This is a genomic window from Paenibacillus sp. 2TAF8 (assembly GCF_052114825.1).
Lineage (GTDB): Bacteria > Bacillota > Bacilli > Paenibacillales > Paenibacillaceae > Paenibacillus.
Window position 1 is genome coordinate 425,318 of sequence record NZ_JBFRFN010000006.1, and the last position, 25,375, is coordinate 450,692.

Genomic DNA, 25,375 nt, shown 5'->3' on the forward strand with positions numbered 1-25,375 from the left:
ATGCATGTAGAAGTTCGTGATCTGAACAAACATTTCGGTGATTTTCATGCGGTGAAGGATGTCTCATTCGATATTGCCAAAGGCCATCTGATCGGGCTGCTTGGACCCAGCGGAGGAGGGAAAACGTCGATTCTGCGTATGCTCGCAGGGCTTGAGAGTCCGGGTTCGGGCGAGATCCGCTTCCACGGAAAAGTAGTAAATCATCTGCCGCCTCAAGAACGAGGCATTGGATTTGTATTTCAGAACTATGCGTTGTTCAAACATATGAGTGTTTTTGATAATATTGCGTTTGGTCTCAAGGTGAAAAAGACACCGAAAACCCAGATTCGTGATCGCGTGATGGAACTCGTTGAGCTGACTGGGCTTAAAGGTTTCGAACAGCGTTATCCGCACCAGTTGTCGGGTGGACAGCGTCAACGAGTGGCCTTTGCCAGAGCGCTTGCGCCTGAGCCGCAGCTACTGCTTCTGGACGAACCGTTTGCCGCCATTGATGCAAAGATTCGTCAAGAGCTTCGTTCATGGCTGCGTGAGCTGATCGAGCGGGTAGGCATCACGTCCATCTTTGTTACTCACGACCAGGATGAAGCGATTGAAGTCGCAGACGAGATTATGATTATAAGCCAAGGTCGTTTAGAGCAAAAGGGTACCCCTTGGGATATTTATAAAAATCCGCAGACTCCATTCGTGGCGACTTTTATTGGTGAGTCCACGGTGATAGAGGATGCTTCTCAGCTGAAAGGTTTTGAACATGCTGTGCAAGGTGGCAATACGCGTGCACTGATCCGACCGGAGTACATCGAGATTGGACTCAAAAATGAATTCACCATGCTGTCTGCAACGGAAAAAGGAATCGTAAAACATCTTCATTTCCGTGGTAGTGAATGGATGGTTGAAGTTGAGGTGGAGGGCCACAAGCTCATCACCTATCGCTCATTGGAGAAAACGACACTGGAGATCGGGCAAACGATTCGTGTGCTTGTGCACCGCGCCTATATGTTCAACGACTCGGAGAGCTGGGTTGTTGAGAACCGACTGAAAGAAGATCCGATGCCTGTCATGATCTAGAGCCTGTTATTTTAGAATAAAGTAGAAATGAAAGAAGGAGCAGCCATGCAGACGAGCCAAAACAAAAAGAAATGTATACCTCTATACGTGATCCTGATGCTTGTGCTCGTCTGTGTGACTGCCGGATGCAGCAAGCAGGAGCAAGGACAATCAGCCACCGTATCGAGTGGAGATTCTTCGAGCACACTGGTTATCGGTGCATATAGCGTAGCGAAGGATGCGGTAGGTGAACTATTGCCCAAGTTCCAGGCAGAATGGAAAGCCAAGACGGGGCAAACGGTTAACTTCCAAGAATCCTATGAAGCTTCAGGAACACAGGCGAGAGCGATCGTTGGTGGTTTTGAAGCGGATGTAGCCTTGCTTGCAATGGAAAGCGATATCGATAAACTGGTGAAGGCCAAGCTGGTCACCACGGATTGGAAACAAACGCCGAATGAGGGCATGATTACACGTTCAATCGTTGTGCTGGGTACACGAGCGGGCAATCCGAAGGGCATCAAGGATTTCGAGGATTTAACTAAGCCTGGTGTGAAGGTGTTGTATCCCAACCCGAAAACATCCGGCGGTGCACAGTGGGATATTAATGCTATTTACGGTGCAGGATTGAAGTTGTCGGAGGAGAAAGAAGGCAAGAAAGACCCTGCCGCAGCCAAAGCATTTTTGGAAGAAGTGCATCAGAACGTTGAATCGCTGGACAAGAGTGGCCGTTCCTCGATGGCTGCGTTTGAATACGGTGTAGGCGATGTTATCGTGACGTATGAAAATGAGCTGCTTGCCCGAATTGCCAAGGGTGTAGATTATGATATCGTGGTGCCAAAAAATACGATACTCATCGAAAATCCTGCAGTGGTGGTCGATAAATACGCCGACAAACATGGCAATCGAGAGCTGGCCGAGGCATTTATCGCATACTTGCGGACACCTGAAGCGCAGCGTATTTTTGCGAAGCACGGCTTCCGCTCCGTAGACCCGGATGTATTTGCAGAGACGAAAGAATCGTTCCCGACACCAGCGGGACTGTTTGATATCAACTATCTAGGTGGATGGGATGAGGTGCGTAAGACGCTCTATTCCAAGCGCGGAGTCTGGTATCAGGTGCTGGCGGGACTGTAGCAGCTAATGTGAACCTTCATTTTGCGGCATGCCGTGATGGAGGTTTTTTATTGCGAAAAGGTTATAATAGGAAGTAGACTAATGCACATGATGGCATAATCGTAATTGCAGAAAGGCGTGACCGTAATGAGTACAGAGATCAAATTATCCCAAAGCACAGCGATTAGACTGGAGCAGGCCCGAGGCAAGGGCATGTCAGAAGCGGATATTTTAAAAGCGATTCAAGCTAAGGATGTAACGGCATTTGATAGCGTGTCAGAGGAGCATTATCGGTACGATACGTTTTTCTCTTATGCGGACGAGCATGGTGAGAATCTGGAGGGTGCTCTCCAGAACGGGTATCGAATTACGTTTAATACTCGCGGCGGACTTGGTATCTGGTTAGAAAAAGCATTTAATCTGCAAGCAGATAAGGATTTCACGGTGGGTGAGGGTATCATCACCGGTTTGCAATTGACCGCAGCGCAGGCTGAGGTGTTGGAGCAGCGCCTCGCATGGAACTGGGTCATCACGGATGCCCAAGAGGTTCCTGCTGGCCGTGAACTGACGTTGAAACTGCGTGCGCTGGTGTGAGCGCACACATCCGGCACGATATTGTCTGACCTTGAGTTTCCCTTCAGGTCAGACGACAGACTTTCCCGCTAGCTGTTTATGAGCTGCAGCGGGAGAGTCTTTTTTTTGCAAAAGCGGAGGTAGAGGATTACAATTTACATAGAATGTTTGAGGTAAGACATGTTGATTACGATTGAATAGACATCAGATCTGAGCTGAATCGGCTTCAGGAATCATCGAGAGGGGAATGCGGAATGAATCAGCTCACATTTCTGGGCACGGGCGATGCCATGGGTGTTCCACGGGTGTATTGTGATTGCGAGGTGTGTACGGAGGCCAGGCTTACAGGTGAAAATCGGCGGAAGCGCTCGTCTGTTCTGATCCATGAGGGTGGTTACGTTCGGGATAGGCATGAAGACGGGATGTTTATGATCGATTGCGGGCCAGACTGGCGTTCCCAGATGGAAAATCGAGGGATGCGGATGGTGCACACGTTACTGATTACACATGCGCATTTTGATCATATTGGTGGTCTGCCGGAATGGGCGGATGCCTGCCGCTGGCTAGGCATGAAGGGTAAGCTATATGCACCGCGTGAGGTAATTGTCACCATCCAGGGACAGTTTCCTTGGCTTACTCGTCATATGGATTTTCTGGAAACGGACAACGGAGTTGAACTCGGCGGATGGAAGATTCGCTCCTGGAAAGTGTGTCACGGACACAATGGATTCTCGTACGCTTATCGATTGGATCATAAGGGGTATGCTTGGGCTTACTGTTCGGATGCTATAGATTTGAAGGAAGACGAGAAGGGACCGTTACAGGGACTGGATCTACTGGTATTGGGCACAAGTTTTGTGCATGAGCTGGCGGAGTTTTCAGCGCGTTCGGTGTATGATATGCAGGAGGCGCAGGAGCTTTTGCGAGAGTTGAAGCCGGGACACACTTATTTTACACATATGTCACATGATGTAGATGTAAGGCAGGATTATAAACTGGATCGGGGCATCACCATAGCTCGAACAGGCATGACAGTGACACTGGGTTAAGATTCAATGTTGAAATCGGGATTCAGCAATGAAGTTGGAGGAGTTAAGCCCGGGAATGGATTTTGTTTAGAAAAAATAAATGAAGAAGAGCGTATCCTTTACAGGAGGTTCTTCGTTTACCTAATGAAACACTAATCAGGAACCAGCAAAGGGGGGCCCCCGAGATGGCCTTTGTGAAGTCCGCAGATTGCGAAGTTTACGAAATGAATATAGTCATAGCCATGAAAAATAAGAAAATGAAGGCGACATATCAAACGAATCAAGGTAGTCAAAAGCAACAAAAGCATCAAGCGACTGCAACGAATCAAACATGTGCCATTGACCGTAAAAACGAAGCTGAAGATAAAAGGATACCAACTTCTACGTTGCACGATGCATTACCTGACCTGTTGGCTTCACTATATGCATATTGCATGTCACTCACCAAGTCGGTGACAGAGACAGAGGATCTTGTGCAGGAAACTTGCCTTAAGGGATTATCGTCTGCTGTGGTGCAAGCTTCGGAAAGATCGGGCGCGATTAACTGGGAAGCCTATCTGATTCGTATCGCACGTAATACGTGGATTGACGGTATTCGTAAGCAAGAAAAGCTGAGCTCTATACTTGCCGAGATGAAACCTGTCCTGTTCGAATTTACCGACGAAGGATCATTTGAAGAGCTGGAGTCTGCGTTGCAAATTTTAGTTCACACCTTGCCACCGTGGCAGCGAGCGATCTATATATTACGTGAAATCATGGGATATAAGGCGGCAGAAACTGCTGAGATGCTGCGTACAACCGAAGGTGCCGTAAAAGCAGCATTAAGCCGTGCCCGCACAACTATAACCAAGGTTAGGCATAATTTGGAGAATGCAGGGATAGAGTCTGCATTGGAACAAGGGACGAGGGAAGAATACGCCGATCTCGAGCAAGAGCAGCTGCGTAGTTATCTGATGGCATTCCGTCAAGGGGATACTGCACGTCTAATTGATCTGTGCCTGAACCGTATGGACGATCCGATGGCTGTGGCGGGTACGATTCTCCAGCAGGTTCTGCCGTCTCGAGCGATGCAGCCAGTGATGTACGATACTGCCACTCCAAGCAGAAATTTGCTGTCTTATGGAGGTGGGTATACAGTCATCATGGCTGCCTAATATAAGGAGGCGACCTTTATGAACGTTGTACCTTACGTAGTAGAACAAACCGCTCGCGGTGAGCGGAGTTATGATATTTATTCACGTTTACTGAAAGACCGCATCATTATGGTGTCGGGAGAGATTGAGGATCAGATGGCCAATGCCATTGTGGCCCAATTATTGTTTTTGAGTGCCGAGGACCCGGATAAGGATATCCAGATGTATATTAATAGTCCGGGGGGATCGGTGACAGCGGGATTCTCGATTTATGATACGATGCAGTTCGTTAAACCTGATGTATCGACTATATGTACAGGGATGGCAGCGAGCTTCGGTGCGATGTTGCTGGTGGGTGGAGCAAAAGGTAAACGAATGGCGCTACCGAACAGTGAGATCATGATCCATCAACCCCTTGGCGGCACACGTGGGCAGGCATCGGATATGCTGATTCATGCTAACCGCATTATTCAGCACCGTCAACGACTGAATCAGTTACTTGCAGACCATACAGGCCAGCCGCTGGAGCGCATTGAAAAAGACTCCGACCGAGATTATTTCCAGACTGCAACTGAAGCGGTGGAATATGGTTTGGTGGATAAGGTTGTTACAGGTGCATAAGTGTCACCGTAAATGAAACTGAAGAAGCAAATGGAACAGAAAACCAAATACAAGCGAAATAACGAACGTAAAGATTGGGACGACAGGAGACTGTCGTTCTTTTTGTTTTCTGTTGGGTAGAAAGAAATGGATAAAAAGGGTTGACCTTAACCAGGTATAGTGTGTATATTATATATATACACTATACCTGGTTAATGATATGAAACAATGGCAATGAGGTGAAGGAACGAACATGAATATACGGATATCCAATGCATCAAGCGATCCCATCTATATCCAGATTTTATCCCAGATCCGGCAAAGCATTCTTAATGGAGAACTGGCAGCAGGGGATCACCTGCCTTCCATCCGTCAACTTGCGAAAGACTTGCAAGTCAGCGTCATTACAACGAAACGTGTATATGAAGAGCTGGAAAAGGAACAGTTGATTGATTCCGTGGTTGGCAAGGGGAGTTTTGTATCCGGTGCAAATCAGGATTTTATTCGGGAGAGACGTATGAAACAGTTAGAAGCGAAGATGCTTGAGGTTATTCAGGAGAGCAAGGAACTGGGCATGAACTCACAGGATTTGATTCATTATCTTACTTTGCTGTTGGAGGAGGAATAGGAACGATGAATGCGATAGAATTGCGGAATGTTACGAAAGAATACCCATTATTTAAGGTGGATAACATATCCACAGATGTGAAACAGGGATTTATCACAGGGCTTATTGGCCCAAACGGAGCTGGAAAAAGTACATTAATCCGAATGATTACCGGACTCATCCATCCTGATCGGGGAACAGTGCGAACGCTGGGCAGTGAGAATCCGAGCGGTGATGTCGCTGTGAAGCAGCGGCTCGGTATTGTGTCCGACGAATGCTTTTATTATGAACATTTGACTATCAGGGAGATGTCACGTTTAATCGCTCCTTTTTACAGTCGCTGGGACCATGCCTTATTCAGGAGTTATTTGGAACAATTCGAATTGTCTCCGAAAAAGAAAATCCAGGATTTATCCAAAGGCATGAAGATCAAATTCTCGCTTGCGGTTGCTCTGTCTCATGATGCCGATCTGCTTGTCATGGATGAACCGACATCCGGTCTTGATCCGATTTTTCGGAGAGAGCTGCTTGATCTACTGGCCGACATGATTCAGGACGAGACCAAATCTATCATTTTCTCGACACATATTACAACCGATCTGGAGCGGATCGCAGACTATATCGCTTTTGTTAATCAAGGCAAGCTGATTTTCAATGAAGCCAAAGACGATGTGCTTGAGCGCTACATCATTGTGAAAGGGGATATGAATCTGCTGGATGCCGATACCCGGCGTCAATTCGTGGGCATACGTGAAACATCGATTGGTTTTGAAGCATTATCGGACAACAAAGTGGAGGCACAGCGTATGTTTGGCAGTGAGGCTCTTTTGCATAGGCCCGCGTTGGAAGACTTGATTTATTTCACGGCAAAAGGGGGACGTCAACATGCTTAATCTGCTTCGCAAAGACTTTATTGCACTGAGAAGTTCGTTGTGGATTGTGGGTGTGTATGTGGTAGTTTTCAGTTGGGCGTTTATCCCGAAGATGGAAATGTCCATGTATCTCGTAGGGATTTATACGGCTTTTGGCTCGATTATGCTAGCTACGATGATTGATATCAAAAACAATAATCATAACTTTTTAGTTACACTTCCAGTCAGTCGTAAACAGATCGTGCAAGCAAAGTACCTGTCTTCCATTCTCTATTCCCTGTTTGGAGTGCTTGTATCCTTCGGCATTCACAAGATTGTTAACCTGAATTATCCTGAACTCAACAAACCTCATTATTCCCTGTTGGATATCCTTATTTCTATGGGGTTGGTATTTATACTGGTATCTATTTATATGCCACTTTTCTATGCACTCAGCAAAAAGGGAGCAGGCATTATTAATACGGTTTTCTTCGTTTGTTTAATTGTTCTTGCTCAACCGACTGCGTTTATTCTTGATGTTGCGGGTAAAGAAGGGCTGATTACAACACCCATTATCGTGGGGATTGCCATAGCCATAGTAGTCCTGTTTCTTGTTTCGTATGTCGTCACAATCCGGTTATTTGAGAGAAAAGATCTGTGAACGGAATTGACTTTATGACTCGAAGTGGGCGCTAACGATCACAGATGAGCCTATTTGCTGCAATTCAGGCGATTTGAAAATGTAACGATCTCAGGAGACGCTATTTTAGTTATTTCGATGGGAAATGGGCAAAAGTCGCATGTTTTCATTGAAATAGGGTCACTGGTGATCGTTACATTTTTTAGGTTGTGAAAAACGCCTAAATAAGGTCACTGGTGATCGTTAGCGTTGCGTGAGGTGCACGCCGACTTCCCGAGGTTCCACCCACTCTCAATCTACTCTTCAAACTTCCGTATCTCACCTGGATTCCCGTATTCCTTCGTATCTCTATTGCTCTTACTACTTCTCGTCATTGATCCCAAACGAAGTTTCGTTTTAACTTCTTGCCGCTAAGGTGATCAGTCTCTCCATGCCTTCCCGGATCTGCTGCTCCCGGCCGTAGGAGAAGGAGAGGCGGAGCTTGCGGCTGCCCGATGCGTGCGAGGGATCAAACACGGTGCCAGGTACAAAAGCAATGGAGTGCTCCATGCTTTGGTGCAGCAGTCTACCTGTGTCGATCCCCTCCGGTAGCTCGGCCCAGATGTTCAGACCTCCCTCGGGGCGTGTCCACGTCCAGTCCGTCTGCAGAAGACACTGTTCCATCACTTCCATTCGCAGCTGAAGCGCGGTTCGCAGTTTGGACAGATGTTGATGCATGCGTTCCGATTGAAAATATCGAAGAAACAGCTTCTGATTCAGCAGCGGTGATCCGTTGTCGGTCAAAGCTTTGATCGCTTGTAGCCCTGGCATGAGATGTGGACGGCACATAATAGCTGCGATGCGCAATCCTGGAACAACATATTTACTGTAGCTGCGAATGTACAACGTATGCCCGGAGGTATCGTAAGTGAAGATAGGCGCTGGCGGTTTCTCTTTAAAATAAATATCATACGTGCTGTCGTCTTCCACCAGATAACAACCATACTGTTCAGCAAGTTCGGGCAGCTGTTTGCGCTGCTCTACAGAAATGCTGATGCCCGTAGGGTTTTGAAACGTCGGTGTCATATAAAAGAGACGTGGCTTCTCTGTTTTCATCAGATGCTCAATCTGCTCCAGATCATACCCTTCGGGATGGATGTCGGTAAAAACAAGCCGTGCACCCTGTTTGCGGAAAATTTCCATGGCAGGGCCGTAAGTTGGTCGCTCAATGAGTACCCGATCTCCGGGTTTTACTAGTGCACGGGAGATGACATCAATCGCCTGCTGTGCACCGGAAGTAATCAGCACTTCGTCAGAGGACAGGTAAAAGCGTTCTTTTGCCGTCAGATGACTTGCAAGACTGCTGCGCAGTTCGAGATCACCTTGGATCGTTGAATACGTACCGAGTAGACGAGGATATTGATCTAACAGATCGCGCATTAACTCGCCCCAATATCGGTTGGGCAGTAGAGCAGGATCGATTAAGGATTTGGAAAACTGATATTCCGCTTCCAGCGATTGTACCCGGTCAAGTGTATCCCAATGGAGCCATGCCGACACCGATGGATCATCCGCTTGATCCGTAAGCGATAGTGGTTTCGCTGGACTGACGAAGTAACCAGACTTGTCTTTGACATAGACAATCCCGCGCTGCTTTAAATCCTGATACGCTTTGAACACCGTAAGTCGGTGAACGCCGAGCTGTTCGGACAGGCTTCGCACCGAAGGCAGTTTTTCCTGTTCAGCCCACTCACCTGCTTCGATCCGTACCATGAGATAATGGATGACTTGCTCATACCGTTTCATGCTGTTATCTGTCATCATTAACGTTTTGCCCACCCGATTCACGCTCCTTATGAACTTTATTGTAACAGCTTATGAGGGTGAACTGTTCTGTTTTGTTCATTCTGTTCTGTAGACCATGAGCTATGATGGAGAACAGATAAAGGAGTGGTTAACATGGTGGGGATTGCATTTACCGTAATGTGTCTCGTTTTTGGGACAACGTTTCTGGCGATTAAAATTGGAGTAGAGGCAGGCATGCCGCCTTTTCTATCAGCGGGGCTGCGGTTTCTGATCGCGGGAGCTTTAATGTTTACATGGATGTGGATGAAGGGCAAAGTGAATTTGTCTCTGCTGTTCCGCAAAGAAATGCTGATTACCGGTGCAGGTTTAACGTTTGCCACGTTTGCCACATTATATTGGGCGGAGCAACATGTCAGCTCAGGAGTTGGGGCCATTCTTTCGGCTACAGGGCCGCTAATGATTATGCTAATGCAAACGGCAGTGTTACGGCAGAAAACATCATCGCGTATGATTGTGGGCTGCCTGATTGGCTTTACAGGTGTGGTGCTCGTCGTATTACCAGGAGTATCGCTTGGCGCGGGTTCACTATTTTTATGGGGATGTATCGCTGTGTTAGTGGGAGAAGTCTGCTATTCGGCAGGTACTTTATACTCCAAAAAGGTCATCCATCAGTTTAGCGAGATGAGTCCTGTTGCGATTAATGCGGTGCAGATGATGTATGGCGGTGCGTTGTTATTCATCCTGTCCGCGTTGACGGAGTCATGGAATATGTCGGCACTGGATGTGCTACCTGCAGTGTCGTCCGTGATCTATCTGACGATCATCGGTTCCATGGTCGGGCACAGTCTGTTCTATTGGATCATGTCGCGCACAAATCCGCTGTTCCCGGCAACGTGGTTGTATATTTCGCCACCGATTGCGGTCGGACTTGGAGCAATTGTCTATGGGGAACATGTTAGTTGGGTGACGTGGATCGGTGTGGGTCTGGTGATATCGGGACTGCTGGCAATGAATGAGAAGGTGAGCGGTTGGTTGAAGAAAGGGAAACGTGTTGGGGCAAACGTTCGAACTTCTTCATTCCACCTATTCTAGTGTCTTTTTAACAGCTCAATCTGGAAATCAGTAATTAATTTCAGATTGAGCTGTTTGTTATTTCATCAAGATTTTCTCGTTAACCAATAGACAGTAATACTCATCCATCTGTTCAGCTGTAATATTTTCTTCAAAATGATGTATCCACCAATTCACAAGTAAACTAATAACCCCTGAGTGAAACTCGACTGCAAGTTCTACGGGAAGTGAGAATTGTTTACCTCTATTTTTTAATTCTATAAAATCCTGCTTAAATATTTCTTCGATATATTTTCTGAAAAAATGACTGAATCCCTCATCCTTCTTTTGATTTTGGACCATTGTCTCCAGTACATTGCCTGACAAAATTGTAGCGATACTTTGCATAGGCTGTCGCAGTCTGTCTTCCACGTTTATTTGTAAATAATCCTGAAGAATCGAAGTCAGGGTAGAGGACAACAGCGCGAATTTATCTTCAAAATGTTTATAGAACGTTGTTCGGTGCACCATGGCTTTATCGCATATTTCGTTAACCGTAATGTTACTGAATAGCTGGCCCTGCTCACATAACAGAGTTATAAGGGCCATCGTCAACAGTTTTTGAGTTCGAGCAACTCTCAAATCCGTACTTTTTCCAATTATTTTCATCTACACCATTTCCTTATTGTAGTTTAACTATATATTCTTCTTATATTGATTCTTACTAAATAAGATATTTTAATTATATATTGGTATTATAAGAAATATTTTGATTGCTCTACAAGTGTAGATAAAATCTAACGTCATAGAAAGGATGGAAGTGCGATGTCTGATATAAATAGAGCTGTGGTGATCGGAGCAGGGATTGCGGGGTTAATCACTGCAAGAATGTTATCTGATCATTATGATGAGGTATGTATTATCGAGCGAGATGAATTGCCTTCTGAGCCGTCGAACCGACAGGGAGTCCCTCAATCTTTTCATCCACATCGGGTATTACCGCGCGGCGGACTCATTCTGGAACATTACTTTCCCGGGTACAATGATGAATTGATCTCACTTGGCGCCATTCCTTCACATGAAGAAGAGATCGTGAATGCAAATAAATACGGTAAATTTAATCATAAAGTGAATGCTTCTTTCATCGAAATTGCATCAAGTAGCAGACCCTTGCTGGAATGGGTACTGCGGAAGCGAGTGCAGAATATAAGTCACATCCGCTTTTTAAAAAATACGGAAGTTACCGGGCTAATGGTTTCGGAAGATCAGAGTTCCATTATAGGCGTTTATACAAAGGAAAGAGGCTCGGAGAGTCGGAAAGAAAGACGGGCTGATATGGTGATTGATGCCTCAGGGCGTTCGTCCAAATTGATCAAATGGCTTGATCAGATCGGATTATCTGTACCGGAGCCCGATGTGCTGAAGGTATCTCTCGGTTACAGTACCCGGTATTATAAGATACCATCTCTTATTCAAAATGAATGGAAAACGGTATTTACAGAATCAGATCCTGAGCAGGGTATTCGGGCAGGTATGTTGTGGCGCATTGAAAATGATATCGCTGGAATGCTGCTTTTCAATGCAGGAGGAGATACATATCCTTCGACCCATCCCGATGAGTTTCAGGAACAAATGAAGCATCTGTTTGCTTCAAATGAAATCGTGGAGTTGGCGGATCGACTGGAACCTTTCCAGGGACCGAGGGGATACCGCATTTCCGAGTCTATACGTCAACATTATGAACGCATGGAGAACTGGCCTTCCGGATTACTCGTCCTGGGCGATGCATTTTGCAGCTTTGATCCGATTCATGGACAAGGAATGACGGTCGCTGCTATTGAAGCCGATACGATAAGAAAATGTCTGGAGCTACAGCGAGTACATCCTGAGTCGAAGTTTGAGCTCAAAGTTCTGCGTCGGATGCAGCAGGCCATTGAACCGGCATGGTGGCTTAGTTCTGTAGCTGACTTGCGTTGGAAAGGTGTTGAACATGTTGGGTCATCTCAACTACAAGGGGTGACTTTTGCTCAGAAATACATCAATTTGTTTACGAAGCAGGCGATGAAAAAGGCGATGTATGAGAAAGATACTCATCTTTTTTTCATACAGTTTCTGATGAATGCTTTAATTCTTCCTCCGGGTGAATATTTCAATGGTGACGTACTGAAGATGATCCTGAATGACAATGGTTCCGAGGAAGAAATGGTGTTAAGAGCAGAGCTTGGTGTACAAGATCCCGAACTGTTTCAGCAAAGAATAGATGAGCTAATTCCATCATTTCAACTGGAACATGATACACAGATCGAGAAGCTGCTGGAGACTTTTCAACATGCCATAAGCAAATAAGAGGAATAACATGAAAAGCACAATGTTAAATTTCATAGCTAGTATTATTGTTTCTTTCATTGTATTTTTTTTCATTTTGTTTTTGGTCGCAGTTCCAGATACAGATCGGGTCATTCTATCGATAGCGATAACGATATCACTTCAATTATCTTTACTCACTGCCATATTTCTCTCAAAACAAAAATAATAAAAAAACAGTCTGGAACCCCATATTTTTTGTGGTATCCGGACTGTTTTTTTTGTTAAAGTTTTATTTTTACTCCGCGTTTAATACAAACTTCTCAATAACCTCTTTTACGCCGTCTTCATTATTGCTCGCTGTAATATAGTCCGCTAATTCTTTCAACGCAGGGATGGCATTGCCCATGGCTACACCCAGACCGGCGACTTCCAGCATCTCGTGATCGTTCCAGGAGTCACCAATGGCGATGCACTCGCTGAGTTGGTGCCCAAAGTGGTCAGCCAAGAACGTCAGAGCATGACCTTTGGTACCTTCATTGTGCATAATTTCGAGGAAATACGGCTTGGATTTGGTAATGTGCACTTCAGGCCCGAGCAACTCACGCAGCTCTACAGCCACTTGATCCAGATAGTCTGGCTCGTCGATGATGAGCAGTTTTGGTGTTGGTTGTTCGATGACTTTGATGAAGTCGGACTCGATGTAATATTGTGTGCCGTTTAGTTTGGCATAATCAAGCAGTTTTTGGTTTTCTTCACGAGCATACAGCTTGTCGTCAATGTACGTTTGAAGATGCAGGTTTTTCTCCAGGCAGTAGTCGAACAATTTACGTGAAGCATCTTGAGGCACATAGCGCTCATAGAGTACTTTTTCGTCAAGCAGGTTTTTCACCAAAGCACCTTGATAGGTGATAATCGGCACGTTCAGCTTGGTTTGGCGTGCAAGTGCTTGTGCGGAAGCGTAAGCACGTCCTGTAGCGAGGGTTACAACTACTCCGTGTGCAACGGCTTGTTCCAATGCTGTTTGTGTAGCAGGTGTAACTTCCTTGTTGTCGTTGATGAGGGTATCGTCGATGTCGATAGCAATGAGTTTGTAAGTCATATGATGTTTCTCTCCTTTTTTATCTGGTTCTATGTTCATTGAACGAAATAGTCTCACGCAAAAACTCCGATGACAGAATAACCTTTCAATCACTGTTATCCCCAGATTTTTTTGATCTTTATATTTCATAAAGAGAAAATCCGATGATAAGCATATGCTTCCGATGTAGCTTTCTTGCAGAAAGCTTTTAGGTGAACGCTTCGCTTTTCCAGGTTTTTTCTGTCCTCTCCGTTGCTGTGATTCTATTTCGTTCAAACAATCTATACCCATCTAAATGTCGTATTTCCTTTGTTACTCCTCCAGAAAAACAAGGCCGATAAAGTCTTCCAGCTCCAGGTTGCCGAAGTAATGCTTCACATCCAAACCTTCCAGTGCGGAGCGAACTTCAGTCTCGTCATAACGCTTGCCACGCAGTATGTCCTCGATATCTGCCACATCGCCAACCCCGAAGAAATCGCCGAAGATTTTGATATCTTCAATGCGTCCATCCTTGATGTTCATGCGCAGATCGATGATGCCAACCGGGAATTTGCGAGTGTGTTTCACATTGCTTTCCGGTGACAAGCCGTAGTTCCAGTCCCAGTTGTTATAACGCTCGGCCGAGATTTCTTTAATTTTGTCCCAATCTTTCTCGGTCAGCTTGTACTGAGGAACGTCCTGCGGCTCCATGCGGAAGATATGACGCAGCAACTCATCACGGAACTCTTCAATCGTCGGATTGCTGTCAATCAGATCACGAATGTTGGCCACCCGGCTACGAACCGATTTGGTGCTTTTGGATTTGAATTTCTCGGGATTCACATTCAGGGAAGCCTGAACATGCTCCAGATTCAGATCAAACATCAAAGTGCCGTGACTGAACATGCGACCACGGGTAGCAAATTGGGCGTTGCCCGAAATTTTCTTTTCGCCGACTTGCAGATCATTACGCCCGGTCAACTCGGCATTAACACCAAGCTCGTGCAAGGCTTCAACCACAGGCTGGGTGAATTTGCGGAAGTTATGGAAGGATTGACCGTCATCCGCCGTAATGAAACTGAAGTTCAGGTTGCCTAGATCGTGATACACCGCCCCGCCCCCGGATAGACGACGTACCACTTGCACACCGTTATCCTGAACGTACTCGATATTAATCTCTTCAATCGTGTTTTGGTGCTTACCTATAATGATCGACGGACGGTTGATGTAAAACAATAGATAGCTATCATCCTCCATCGGCAGATGCTTCAGAATGTACTCCTCAATCGCAAGGTTTACAGAAGGATCTGTAATGCCCTGATTATCTACAAACAGCATGGTCATTCCTCCATTAATGTATGTGAGAGGCGTGAAGCCCCTTATGTAGTGATACTTGTATCCTTGATTCAGAAACAGAATCTCTGAAATTCCTCTTCTATTGTAAACGAATTGTCGTTGGGACACAAAGAAAACACGTTGATGCCATTTATTTTGATACAACTCTTACAGGCGGATGAATTCAAAAGCAATACAGGATTGACCCATCCCTCCTATGCCATCCATAATAAAAAGAACATACAGAGAGGATGACGGAAGAATGACCGGTTTTATCGAAGTGTTCGGACATGGTGGAGATGTGGAGACCGCGGCTTCGAGGTTTGGGGGCCACGCTGCAGATTTTCTTGATTACAGCGCCAATATTAACCCTTTGGGACCGCCAAAAGAGGTTTTGGGAGCATTGCAGCAAGGTTTGCATTCGGTGCTTCGTTATCCTGATCCGGGTCATCGGGGATTCAAAGCACTCCTGAGCGAACGTTTGGGAGTAACACAAGAGCAAATTTCCGTAGGCAATGGCGCGGCTGAAAGTATGGCATTGATTCTGCTGGCACTGGCTCCGCACAAGGTTGGAACGGTGGAGCCAGGTTTCTCGGAATATCGCGCTTTGGCAAGGCAATTCGGTGCGGAGGTCATGCATACTACAGGTCGGGAAGAGTTGAATTGGCAGGCGAGACCCGAAGATATCGAACAATTGATGGAAAAGGTAGATCTGCTTTTTCTCGGACAGCCAAACAATCCAAATGGGGTGCAATATCCGGCGGAGGTGCTTCACAGGTTAGCTCGCAAAGCCGAAGAAACGGATACGGTGCTCGTTATGGATGAGGCCTTTATTGATTTTATTCCAGCGGCCCAGCGTCAGTCTCTTGCTCCGTATTTGCATAAATACCCGCATGTGATCATCATTCGTTCGATGACCAAGTTTTATGCGATTCCAGGGTTGCGGCTCGGGTATGCCTTGGGCAACGCAAGATACATACAGGCAATGACGGAGAAACAGGTGACCTGGAGCGTCAACGGACTGGCACTTATCGCAGGAGAAGCGTGTCTGCGCAGCGGCGAACGTTTCGAACAGGACACGATATCGCAAATTACACGTGAGCGTGTGCGATTGTACACAGCACTAGAGGCTTTTAGATTTAGCGTGACGCCGGGGGAGGCTAATTTTATTCTGGCGCGTGTACCAGAACCTTGGACGGCAGTTTATATGCAGGAGGCATTGGGGCGTCGAGGCATACTCATTCGTAGCTGTGCGATGTATCCGGGGCTAGATGCAGGACATATACGCTTTGCGGTTAAAGGTGCTGAAGCCAACGACAGGTTGCTTGATGTGCTTAGAAGTGGTGTGCTTGAACCAAACGAGGATCAGGAAGCTGATCTGGAATCTGCCGATCAGGAGAGCCAGCAGGATCATAAGCCACTATCCGAAAAAATAAAGGGAGGGAAGCGGTTGTGACACTCCCGTTTTATAATTATTTTACACATGGGAAAGTAGACGAGAACAATTATAGGTCCTATTCCTGGCCGGGTCTGAACATATTTGCTCATGAACGGCATATCAAAGCACAGGTGGCACATCCTGCTCATGCCTTGTCTAGCGCGGTATATGGGGGCGGGATGCTTGAATTGAACCGTGTCTTCAACATCTATGTGGACAAACATTACCGCTGTGATGATCCGCCTCGTGATATCGCGGAGGCTTTACATAAGTGGCAGGAGCAAGCCGATCAATGTGCTGGACTATTGACCGCTGTCAGGTTGGAGCATACCTCTATTCAGGAGTATATGAGTTCGGAATTTGGGCTGTTGTGCTGTTCGACTGCCGGCGTATCCAATGCAGCACGGGCAGGTTCGGAGAGGACTGTTTTTGATGTCCATGGAAAAACACAAAATAGAACTCCATATATTCCTGGAACAATTAATATCATGCTGTGGTTTAATGGACAGATGACCTCAGGGGCAATGGTCAACGCGGTTCAGACAGCGGTAGAGGCCAAAGCCGCAGCGCTTGCTGATGCAGGTGTTGCGGATTCGGAGAACGGGCTTCCTGCCACAGGTACAACAACCGATGCGATTGTGCTCGCTGTACGTCAGACTACGGCAGATGATAGTCAGCCGCTTCACACCTACGCGGGGACAGCAACAGCTTTGGGGGCGGCCATCGGCAGACTGGTATATGACACGGTGACAGAAAGCCTTCAGGCCGGATTGCAATGGAAAGAAAGGAACGGGCACAGTAATGACATTTGAATTGGAGCATCTATGGACATCATCGTTCTGGATTGGCATGTCTGGAGCTTGGATCATCATTCTTGCATACATATTAGACCGATGTATCGGAGACCCACGTTGGATTCCGCATCCCGTTATCGGTATGGGGAAAGGCATCTCGGCACTGGAGCGTGTTATTCGGGCACGAGTACATACAGATCAGGGTCTGAAAAAAGCCGGGATCTGGTTACCGATCTTGATTGCAGGGGGGGCTTTTGCTGTCACATGGGGTCTTCTGATTCTACTGGGTCTGTTCCACCCGATCTTGGCGGCTACAGCCGAAATTATTCTAATCGCCACAACGATTGCTTCCAAAGGTCTGCGTGATGCAGGCATGGAAGTGTACCACCACTTGAAACAGCAGGACTGGCCTGCTGCACGGCGTTCACTCGGTATGATTGTTGGACGAGATACGGCACATCTGGACGAGCCTGAGGTCGTTCGGGGAACGGTGGAGACGGTTGCGGAAAATATTGTGGATGCCATTGTATCGCCACTATTCTATGCGCTCATTGGTGGTGCTCCGCTGGCGATGGCCTACCGTGCGGTTAATACGCTTGATTCCATGGTTGGATATAAAAATGATAAATATCTGCATCTCGGCTGGGCCTCCGCCCGGATGGATGATTGGGCTAACTGGATTCCCGCTCGCGTGACTGCTCTGCTGTTAATTGTAGGCGCATGGGTACTAAAACTGGATGCCAAAGGCGCAATGCGTATGGTTGCCCGGGATGCGAGATTGCATCCCAGTCCCAATAGCGGTTTTCCCGAATCGGCAGTGGCTGGAGCGCTCGGAATTCGACTGGGCGGGCATAATGTGTACCACGGCGTAGCTTCATTTCGAGCTTATATGGGCGAGGCTACACGGCCGATGGAGGCGGAGGATATTGTGCGAACGACCCGGTTGATGTTCTGGTCAGCGGGCGCTTTTGTGGGTCTTTGTTTCTTAGCATCCTTGGGAGTGTGGTTAGCAGGAGGTGTGCTGTTGTGGTAATTAAAGAAGGGCAGGAGCAGGGTGAATCAAACTATAGTGAATCAGAACAGAGTGGATCAGAGCAGTCTGCCTCTAAGCGAAGCATTGTACTGATCCGTCATGGAACAACCCAGTGGAATGTGGAAAAAAAATATCTAGGGCATACCGACATGGGACTGTTGCCTGATGCACAAGAAGAGCTGGTTAGGCTAGGCGAGCAGTGCCGTGATCTCACATGGGATGCGGTGTATTGCAGTGACTTGCTACGCTGTCGACAGACGCTGGCACATATTGCACCGCAGTTGATTGAGCAAGTGAAGTTTGATTCACGCCTGCGCGAGAATAATTTTGGACAATGGGAAGGCTTGAATTATGAGCAATTGAAGGATAATTCCTTGTATCGGAGCTGGATTGATGATCCTCAGAAGGTAACCCCGTCTGAAGGGGAAACGTGGCAGACTTTTGCGGAACGTATGGATTCTTTTCTGCGCGAACATATCTGGTCGGAGAATACGGATGCGCTAATTTTGGATAAGGTGAATCGGGCTGATCTTGAAGTATTACAAAGTTCACAGCGTATTTCACATAGAAATTCACATGAGCATTCACACAGGACACTTATCGTGACCCATGGTGGAGTCATACGTTATATGTTATCCAGGCTCATCCCAGGTTTAGGGTTCTGGGATACACATGTAATCCCCGGACAAGCCATTCAGGTTCATATGGAAAAACAGGGAGAAGACTGGCGTGGCAGACGAGTGGATTTTCCGTTCTTCGGGTTGTAAGGTGGTGCAATATACCCTATAATCACAACAGAAGTGTGACTCGGACGGACATATTTGGTGTGATAGGCTGAGAGGCCTGAACTGACGTGATTCGTGCGAAGAGCACTGCGATTCTGTTTGATCTCAATTAACCATCTTTAACGACCAAGGGTCCCGCGTGCAAAGCCAATGTCCATGATGAACAAGGACAAGTTATGGTATGCACAAGGGTAAAATGGGGAAGCTGGTGCAAATCCGGCACGGTCCCGCCACTGTGAAACAGGAGTCATCCTGTAAGTCAGATTACCAGCCCTGGACGTACAAGCCGGTGTTCCTTCGAGGAAAGGACAACGTTTCGGGCTATTTCTGCGCGCATGAACAGCTGCCTTGCTGCACATGTACAGATGGCCGTATGCGAGACGTGATCCCTAATCCTTGTTTAAGGATAAGGGATTTTTCTTATTGTACACGATGTAGTGGAGTCATTTTATACACGTATAACGGAGAGTGCAGAACCAATTTGGAGAAACGAAGTGCTCGCCTTTATCACCGGATTTTTCCCTTTGAATAAGGGAATCAAAAAAATCTGGGGGTAACAGCGATCGGAAAATGGTACTGCAATCGGAGTGGCCTCGTGTATACAACAAAAGCAACAACAATAGTACAGATAGAGAAGGGGAGTTTAAATCAATGATTAAGAACTGGAAAGCACTCACATCACTGTTGAGCGCAGCAATGCTGGCACTGGCGCTGGCTGGATGCGGTAATACTGCAACAAAAGAAGGCGCGGGTAGCTCACAGCAACCTGCACAGGAGCAATCTCAGGAACAAAAGCAAGCGGATCTGAAAACTCAATATCCACTGACCGTTACAGATGCAACGGGTGAGTCTTTCACTTTTGAAAAAGCACCAACCAAAATCGTCTCGGTATCTCCAGCTGAAACGGAGTCGCTGTTTGCACTCGGACTGGATAATGAGATTATTGGCGTATCCGACTATGACGATTATCCGGAAGCGGCAAAGACAAAAGCAAAAATGGGCGGTATTAACAAGCCGAATGAAGAATCCGTTATTGCAGCAGATGCGGATATCGTATTCGGAGGTATTTCATTGAGCGAGGATGCAGTGAAAAAGCTGCGTGATCTGGGCATTACCATTTTCAAAACCGATCCTAAATCCATTGACGATGTGATGAACAATATCGAAACATTTGGTAAAATTACCGATCATCAGGAGCAGGCACAGAAGCTCATCACACAGATGAAGCAGGATGTAACAGATGTAACCGAAGCGGTAAAAGCCGTAAAACCGGAAGATAAGAAAAAAGTATACATCGAGTTCTCCCCAGGCTGGACGGTAGGTAAAGGTGAGTTCATGGACGAACTGATCAACGTAGCCGGAGGTACCAATGTTGCTGCCGACAAAGAGGGCTGGTATCAGATTAACGAAGAAAATGTTATTGCCTCCAACCCGGATGTCATTCTGTATACAAATGATGTTGTTGACGAAAATTCCAAAACTCTGGATCAGATTATCAAAGCGCGTAGCGGCTGGGATCAAATTACGGCGATGAAAAACAATGCTTTGATTGGACTGGATGCCAATTTGCTCAGCCGTCCGGGGCCACGTATAACTCAAGGATTGAAAGAAGTAGCCAAAGCGATCTATCCCGACCTGTTCAAATGAGCAGAAAGCTGATCCTGTTCGGAACGATGGGCATGGCGCTGCTGGTGCTTACCGTGCTCATCTGCACGGGCATCGGTTCAGTGGCGTTGCCCATCCGGGACATCGCTGGTATTCTCGTTCATAAATTGCCATGGGTGGGTGACTGGATTACACCTGATTGGAGCAGGGCTGCCGAACAAATTATATGGAAGGTGCGTTTCCCGCGTGTCTTGCTGGCTGTGCTCGTCGGCGCTTCGCTAGCTATTGCAGGTGCAGGTTTTCAAGGTGTGTTGCGTAATCCGCTTGCTGATCCATTCACACTGGGGGTATCCTCAGGTGCTTCGGTGGGGGCGGCGTTTCTAATATTCTTTGGTTTACAGTACGCTATAATTGGTATTTGGACACTGCCGCTAGTTGCTTTTTTGACCGGTGTAGTAACGTTATGGTTTGTGCTGTCACTGGCTCGTGAAGGTCGGAAAATACCAACACACAGCCTCATTCTGGCAGGTGTGGTCATGCAAAGTTTTCTGGGCGCAGTCGTTTCCTTCCTGTCGACTATGTCGAAGCAGACAATTAATGAAATTATATACTGGACGATGGGAAGTCTGGCACTGCGTGGGTGGTCGTATACGACCATCCTTTTCCCGTATTTTCTGCTTGGACTGATTTTTCTATGGAGCCGGGCACGTTCTCTGAATGTCTTGGCACTGGGTGAACGTCAGGCAGCACATATTGGTGTTGGTGTGGACAGGCTCAAGTTATCTGTACTGGCTGTAGGTACATTACTAACAGCAGGAGCTGTTTCGGTCTCGGGAGTCATCGGATTTGTTGGCTTGGTTATTCCGCATATTTTGCGATTGCTGGTGGGGCCGGACTATCGATTGCTGGTACCTTTATCTGCGATTGGCGGTGCGATTTTTATGGTATGGGCAGACACCATAGCTCGTTCTTTGTTGGCACCGACCGAGATACCGCTAGGCGTCGTGACTGCTTTTGTCGGTGCGCCATTCTTCGCTTACCTGTTGCATCGGAATAAAAAGCTGAGGAAAGGGATGATGCCGTGATTGCCGAAAAAGATGATACTGCCGCTGCTATGTTGGTAACTGTTGCACAGGCGGGCAAAACCTATGGTGATCATCATGCCCTGTATCCTACAGATTGGCAGATCACAGAAGGAGATTGGTGGGGTGTCGTTGGCCCCAATGGAAGCGGCAAGTCCACACTACTCCAGCTTATAGCAGGAACGGAATCGTTAAGTGGAGGCCAGATCAGCATGGCTGGTCGTGATATCGGATCTTACAGCCGTAAGGAACTGTCACGGATGATCGCGGTTTTGCAGCAGGATGGCTTACCCGCAATCTCCTATCCGGTTCGGGATGTCGTCGAAATGGGCCGTTACCCGTACCAAAATTGGTTAGGCCGGGAAACAGCGGATGGAGCACGTGTGGTGGACAGAGTGCTCGAAGAGCTGGGACTAATGGAACTGGCGGATCGGCCTCTGGATTCTCTGAGCGGTGGACAACGGCAGCGAGTAGCCCTGGCCAAGGTGATGGCACAGGAGCCTCGTTTGCTACTGTTGGATGAGCCAACGACGTTTCTCGATATCAAATATCAAATGCAGTTTATGGAGTTATTAGCGGCATGGCAGAAGAAGAGCAGCATTACGATTGTAGCGGTGCTGCATGATCTCAATCTGGCTGCTTTGTTTTGCGATCGTATATTGGCTTTGCGTGAAGGTAAGGTAGTCGGAGAGGGGACACCTCACAGTTTGATGACGGGAGAGCAGATTCAAGAGATTTTTCGTGTTACACCTGCGATGGTTTCTCATCCGGATCATGCTGTTCCTCAACTGTTGCTGCGGCGGGACATGGATTAAACGAGGCGGGAGAGCCTCTATTTTGATGAAGGAAGTGCTGGTTGAATGAAGAAAGAAGAACAGAAGTTGGAGCAAGTATTAAATAAGATTGTTGCTCTTGACCCAACCATTGCTGCGGAGACTTCTGCTCATGTGGATATACTCACAAAACCACCGGGTAGTCTCGGGAAATTGGAAGAACTTGTGATTCGATTGGCAGGGATGACAGGGCAGGCACGTCCGCGTTTTGATCGCAGGTCTGTGATCGTTATGGCTGCGGACCACGGCGTAGTGGCAGAAGGCATAAGTGCATTTCCAGCCGAAGTTACGCCTCAGATGGTCATGAATTTTCTGGCTGGAGGTGCTGCAGTCAATGTCCTCGCTCGTCATGCCAGAGCAGAAGTGATTTGTGTTGATATCGGTGTGAATGCTGACCTTGAACATGCAGACCTGCTCTCTCGCAACATTCGTAAAGGTACCGCCAACATGGCTCAAGGCGCAGCGATGACTCGGGATGAGGCGATTCAGGCTATTTTAGTAGGCGCAGACGTGGTTACATCAGAAGTGGCAAAAGGAACAAAGCTGTTTGTCACCGGAGAGATGGGGATCGGGAACACCACGGCAAGTGCTGCAGTGATGAGTGCGCTCACCGGTGTTGCGCCTGCGGCTGCTGTAGGGCGAGGAACAGGTTTGGATGATGCAGGCGTGCTTCGCAAGGCTGCTGTTATAAGTCAGGCTTTGAGCGTTAACAAACCTGACCCTGAGGATGCGCTGGATGTGCTGTGCAAGGTGGGCGGACTTGAGATCGCTGGACTCACCGGCGTTATTCTTGCAGCTGCGGCCCATCGCTGTCCGGTTGTTGTCGATGGTTTCATCTCTACAGCCGCAGCGCTGATCGCGAGAAAATTGGCTCCCTTAAGCGAAGCTTATATGATTGCCTCCCATACTTCACATGAAAATGGACATGCATCTCTGCTGCGTGAGCTTGATTTGAAACCGATGCTGGATCTGGACATGCGTCTGGGTGAGGGAACAGGCGGAGTGCTCAGTCTGCATCTGATTGATGCGGCGTGTCTGATTTTGAATGAGATGGCTACTTTTGCAAGTGCGGGTGTCTCTGATGGGACGAATCAGGCTTCCGACTCCGATTCCAAGGTATCACCTGTTCAGGGAGATGGCTCCCGATGAGTGTATTGGTTACTGGCGGTGCACGCAGTGGTAAGAGTTCGTTTGCCGAACGTCTGTGCATGCAACGTTCCTCCGAAGCTTGGTATGTAGCAACTGCTCAGGCGTATGATGACGAGATGCGTGAACGCATAGCAATGCACCAGAAGCAGCGTGAAGAGTCCGGTTATCTCTGGCGTACGATGGAGGAACCCTTGGCTTTGCCTACTCTGATTCAGCAGATGGGCGAAGGGCATACGGGCACGTCTGCACCAACGATTCTGGTGGATTGTTTGACTCTCTGGCTGACGAATGTGTTATTGGCCCATGAACATGATGAAGGTCACGTGTTGCAAGGTCATCTCGATGCACTGGTAGAAGCGGTCCAAACTTATCCCGGCTTGCTTGTACTGGTTACCAATGAAGTAGGGGATGGAATTGTACCGGAATACAAGCTTGGTCGTGTGTATCGTGATCTGGCAGGTGTATTGAATCAGCGCATCGCAGCAATCTGTCGTGAGGTGTTTCTCGTCACGGTAGGCATTCCGATCGAATTGAAAAGTAAGGAGTATCGCCTATGAAGCATGACTCAGCGGGTTCAGCCGTTCCGCAGCGGAAACATGCGGCTGCAGCGGCCTTTCAATTTCTATCTCGTTTTCCTGTGAAAATGCAACTCGATTTTGTGCCGCCATTGTTGCGTGAAAGTGTGGTGTATTATCCACTGGTCGGAGCTGCAATCGGTCTCTGTGTGTGGCTGGTCGCCGCACTGAGTGGTGCCCTGCTTCCGGATTTTCCGGCAGCGGTTCTGACCTTGACCGTATGGGTCTGGCTTACCGGAGGATTACATCTCGACGGATGGATGGATACAGCAGATGGCCTGCTCAGTTATCGCAGCCGTGAGCGAATGCTGGAGATTATGAAAGACAGCCGAGTAGGAGCGATGGGGGTTATTGCCTGTGTGCTGCTACTTATGATGAAGGCGGCACTGATTGCCGATATGATTGCCCGAGGCAACTGGGTGTATGGTGCGTTACTGATTCTGCCTATGATCTGGAGCCGATGGTTTATGGTCTATGCCATGTCAGCCTGGCCTAATGCACGTGGGGATGATGGACTTGCCGTTTTATTCAAAGGGCTTGGGGAGCGGAATGAAGTCCAGCGAGCACGTAGCACCGCGATTGGACTTACGCTGGTCTCAGGCGTCATTACAATGGCTTCCGTATGGCTGTTAAAACCGGATATGGCTATTGCCGATGCCATGGTCAGCGGGTTTGGATCACTCCCTTGGTGGCTGTATCTTGTAACGTCAGTTATCGTACTGCCTGTGGCGTGTTATTTTATAGGGCGATTTGTTGCTTCCCGGATCAGTGCCCGGCTCGGAGGACTTACCGGAGATACATATGGTGCCATGAACGAACTGTTGGAAGCGGCTTTATTGACGGTATTAAGCGTGCTTCAAGGACTGTTTTGGCTGTAGAGGTTGAGTTGCCAGAATTTTACTGGAGAATTTTCGTTTGGTTTGAGCATTATCGATGTGTAGCAAGTTAATCGCGCGAA

25 protein-coding genes and 1 riboswitch are annotated in these 25,375 nt (G+C 47.5%); of the genes, 21 read left to right on the forward strand and 4 right to left on the reverse strand.

Going from position 1 to position 25,375, the window contains the following annotated elements; all coding sequences use genetic code 11:
* From AB4Z30_RS12050 to AB4Z30_RS12090, 9 genes are all read left to right on the forward strand, one after another.
* Window positions 1–1,065 carry a sulfate/molybdate ABC transporter ATP-binding protein gene (locus tag AB4Z30_RS12050; protein WP_441926504.1) on the forward strand — a complete coding sequence of 355 codons (1,065 nt, stop codon included), beginning with the start codon at window positions 1–3 and terminating at the stop codon, window positions 1,063–1,065.
* Window positions 1,066–1,110: 45 nt separating this feature from the next.
* Window positions 1,111–2,178, forward strand: coding sequence for a sulfate ABC transporter substrate-binding protein (locus tag AB4Z30_RS12055; RefSeq protein ID WP_441926506.1), 1,068 nt, complete (start codon window positions 1,111–1,113; stop codon window positions 2,176–2,178).
* A gap of 126 nt (window positions 2,179–2,304) precedes the next feature.
* On the forward strand, window positions 2,305–2,751 hold the full coding sequence (locus tag AB4Z30_RS12060) for a hypothetical protein (protein ID WP_441926508.1): 447 nt from the start codon (window positions 2,305–2,307) through the stop codon (window positions 2,749–2,751).
* A 233-nt stretch (window positions 2,752–2,984) separates the two neighbouring features.
* Window positions 2,985–3,779 (forward strand): MBL fold metallo-hydrolase, encoded by a 795-nt coding sequence (locus tag AB4Z30_RS12065; RefSeq protein ID WP_441926510.1) that lies wholly within the window; start codon window positions 2,985–2,987, stop codon window positions 3,777–3,779.
* Window positions 3,780–3,943: 164 nt separating this feature from the next.
* Entirely contained in the window at window positions 3,944–4,912 is a 969-nt protein-coding gene (locus tag AB4Z30_RS12070; RefSeq protein ID WP_441926512.1) for an RNA polymerase sigma factor, read from the forward strand.
* Window positions 4,913–4,930: 18 nt separating this feature from the next.
* Window positions 4,931–5,512 carry an ATP-dependent Clp endopeptidase proteolytic subunit ClpP gene (gene clpP, locus AB4Z30_RS12075; RefSeq protein WP_441926514.1) on the forward strand — a complete coding sequence of 194 codons (582 nt, stop codon included), beginning with the start codon at window positions 4,931–4,933 and terminating at the stop codon, window positions 5,510–5,512.
* Between the two features lie 232 nt (window positions 5,513–5,744).
* Window positions 5,745–6,119, forward strand: coding sequence for a GntR family transcriptional regulator (locus AB4Z30_RS12080; RefSeq protein ID WP_441926516.1), 375 nt, complete (start codon window positions 5,745–5,747; stop codon window positions 6,117–6,119).
* Between the two features lie 5 nt (window positions 6,120–6,124).
* Window positions 6,125–6,991, forward strand: coding sequence for an ABC transporter ATP-binding protein (locus AB4Z30_RS12085; RefSeq protein ID WP_441926519.1), 867 nt, complete (start codon window positions 6,125–6,127; stop codon window positions 6,989–6,991).
* Complete coding sequence (locus AB4Z30_RS12090) at window positions 6,984–7,610, forward strand: ABC-2 transporter permease (protein WP_441926521.1); 627 nt, start codon at window positions 6,984–6,986, stop codon at window positions 7,608–7,610. The genes AB4Z30_RS12085 and AB4Z30_RS12090 overlap by 8 nt, the downstream gene beginning before the upstream one ends.
* A 375-nt stretch (window positions 7,611–7,985) precedes the next feature.
* Here AB4Z30_RS12090 and AB4Z30_RS12095 read toward each other — a convergent pair whose 3' ends face one another.
* Window positions 7,986–9,407 (reverse strand): aminotransferase-like domain-containing protein, encoded by a 1,422-nt coding sequence (locus tag AB4Z30_RS12095; RefSeq protein ID WP_441926523.1) that lies wholly within the window; start codon window positions 9,405–9,407, stop codon window positions 7,986–7,988.
* A 120-nt stretch (window positions 9,408–9,527) separates the two neighbouring features.
* Between AB4Z30_RS12095 and AB4Z30_RS12100 the strand changes: the two genes are divergently transcribed.
* Window positions 9,528–10,466: a DMT family transporter gene (locus AB4Z30_RS12100; RefSeq protein ID WP_441926525.1), complete on the forward strand. Its 939-nt coding sequence runs from the start codon at window positions 9,528–9,530 to the stop codon at window positions 10,464–10,466.
* A 57-nt stretch (window positions 10,467–10,523) separates the two neighbouring features.
* Here the strand turns inward: AB4Z30_RS12100 and AB4Z30_RS12105 are convergent, their stop codons facing one another.
* Entirely contained in the window at window positions 10,524–11,093 is a 570-nt protein-coding gene (locus AB4Z30_RS12105) for a TetR/AcrR family transcriptional regulator (RefSeq protein WP_441926527.1), read from the reverse strand.
* A 156-nt stretch (window positions 11,094–11,249) separates the two neighbouring features.
* On the opposite strand from AB4Z30_RS12105, the gene AB4Z30_RS12110 reads away from it, so the two are divergent.
* A complete protein-coding gene (locus tag AB4Z30_RS12110) occupies window positions 11,250–12,770 on the forward strand; it encodes an NAD(P)/FAD-dependent oxidoreductase (protein ID WP_441926529.1) in 1,521 nt (506 codons plus the stop codon).
* A gap of 256 nt (window positions 12,771–13,026) precedes the next feature.
* Here AB4Z30_RS12110 and AB4Z30_RS12115 read toward each other — a convergent pair whose 3' ends face one another.
* Together AB4Z30_RS12115 and AB4Z30_RS12120 are read right to left on the reverse strand one after the other, a co-directional pair.
* The gene (locus AB4Z30_RS12115; RefSeq protein WP_441926531.1) at window positions 13,027–13,830 is read right to left on the reverse strand and encodes a Cof-type HAD-IIB family hydrolase; all 804 of its coding nucleotides are present in this window, start codon (window positions 13,828–13,830) and stop codon (window positions 13,027–13,029) included.
* Between the two features lie 291 nt (window positions 13,831–14,121).
* Complete coding sequence (locus AB4Z30_RS12120; RefSeq protein WP_441926533.1) at window positions 14,122–15,126, reverse strand: lipoate--protein ligase; 1,005 nt, start codon at window positions 15,124–15,126, stop codon at window positions 14,122–14,124.
* Between the two features lie 259 nt (window positions 15,127–15,385).
* Between AB4Z30_RS12120 and cobD the strand changes: the two genes are divergently transcribed.
* The 10 genes from cobD to AB4Z30_RS12170 all read left to right on the forward strand — a co-directional run bounded on the left by cobD (window position 15,386) and on the right by AB4Z30_RS12170 (window position 25,295).
* Window positions 15,386–16,579, forward strand: a complete 1,194-nt coding sequence (gene cobD, locus AB4Z30_RS12125) for a threonine-phosphate decarboxylase CobD (protein WP_441926535.1) — start codon at window positions 15,386–15,388, stop codon at window positions 16,577–16,579.
* Window positions 16,576–17,373 carry an adenosylcobinamide amidohydrolase gene (locus AB4Z30_RS12130; protein ID WP_441926537.1) on the forward strand — a complete coding sequence of 266 codons (798 nt, stop codon included), beginning with the start codon at window positions 16,576–16,578 and terminating at the stop codon, window positions 17,371–17,373. Before cobD ends, AB4Z30_RS12130 begins: the two co-directional genes overlap by 4 nt.
* Window positions 17,374–17,410: 37 nt before the next feature.
* Window positions 17,411–18,388, forward strand: coding sequence for an adenosylcobinamide-phosphate synthase CbiB (cbiB, locus tag AB4Z30_RS12135; RefSeq protein ID WP_441926648.1), 978 nt, complete (start codon window positions 17,411–17,413; stop codon window positions 18,386–18,388).
* Window positions 18,382–19,155: a histidine phosphatase family protein gene (locus AB4Z30_RS12140; RefSeq protein ID WP_441926539.1), complete on the forward strand. Its 774-nt coding sequence runs from the start codon at window positions 18,382–18,384 to the stop codon at window positions 19,153–19,155. Before cbiB ends, AB4Z30_RS12140 begins: the two co-directional genes overlap by 7 nt.
* A 178-nt stretch (window positions 19,156–19,333) precedes the next feature.
* Window positions 19,334–19,463: riboswitch (cobalamin riboswitch) on the forward strand.
* A gap of 361 nt (window positions 19,464–19,824) precedes the next feature.
* Window positions 19,825–20,820: an ABC transporter substrate-binding protein gene (locus tag AB4Z30_RS12145; protein ID WP_441926541.1), complete on the forward strand. Its 996-nt coding sequence runs from the start codon at window positions 19,825–19,827 to the stop codon at window positions 20,818–20,820.
* Window positions 20,817–21,863, forward strand: coding sequence for a FecCD family ABC transporter permease (locus tag AB4Z30_RS12150; protein WP_441926543.1), 1,047 nt, complete (start codon window positions 20,817–20,819; stop codon window positions 21,861–21,863). Before AB4Z30_RS12145 ends, AB4Z30_RS12150 begins: the two co-directional genes overlap by 4 nt.
* Window positions 21,864–21,892: 29 nt before the next feature.
* Entirely contained in the window at window positions 21,893–22,675 is a 783-nt protein-coding gene (locus AB4Z30_RS12155) for an ABC transporter ATP-binding protein (RefSeq protein WP_441926650.1), read from the forward strand.
* 45 nt (window positions 22,676–22,720) lie between these two features.
* Window positions 22,721–23,842, forward strand: coding sequence for a nicotinate-nucleotide--dimethylbenzimidazole phosphoribosyltransferase (cobT, locus tag AB4Z30_RS12160; RefSeq protein WP_441926545.1), 1,122 nt, complete (start codon window positions 22,721–22,723; stop codon window positions 23,840–23,842).
* Entirely contained in the window at window positions 23,839–24,399 is a 561-nt protein-coding gene (cobU, locus tag AB4Z30_RS12165) for a bifunctional adenosylcobinamide kinase/adenosylcobinamide-phosphate guanylyltransferase (RefSeq protein ID WP_441926547.1), read from the forward strand. The genes cobT and cobU overlap by 4 nt, the downstream gene beginning before the upstream one ends.
* On the forward strand, window positions 24,396–25,295 hold the full coding sequence (locus tag AB4Z30_RS12170; protein ID WP_441926549.1) for an adenosylcobinamide-GDP ribazoletransferase: 900 nt from the start codon (window positions 24,396–24,398) through the stop codon (window positions 25,293–25,295). Before cobU ends, AB4Z30_RS12170 begins: the two co-directional genes overlap by 4 nt.
* The last annotated feature ends 80 nt before the right edge of the window (window positions 25,296–25,375 follow it).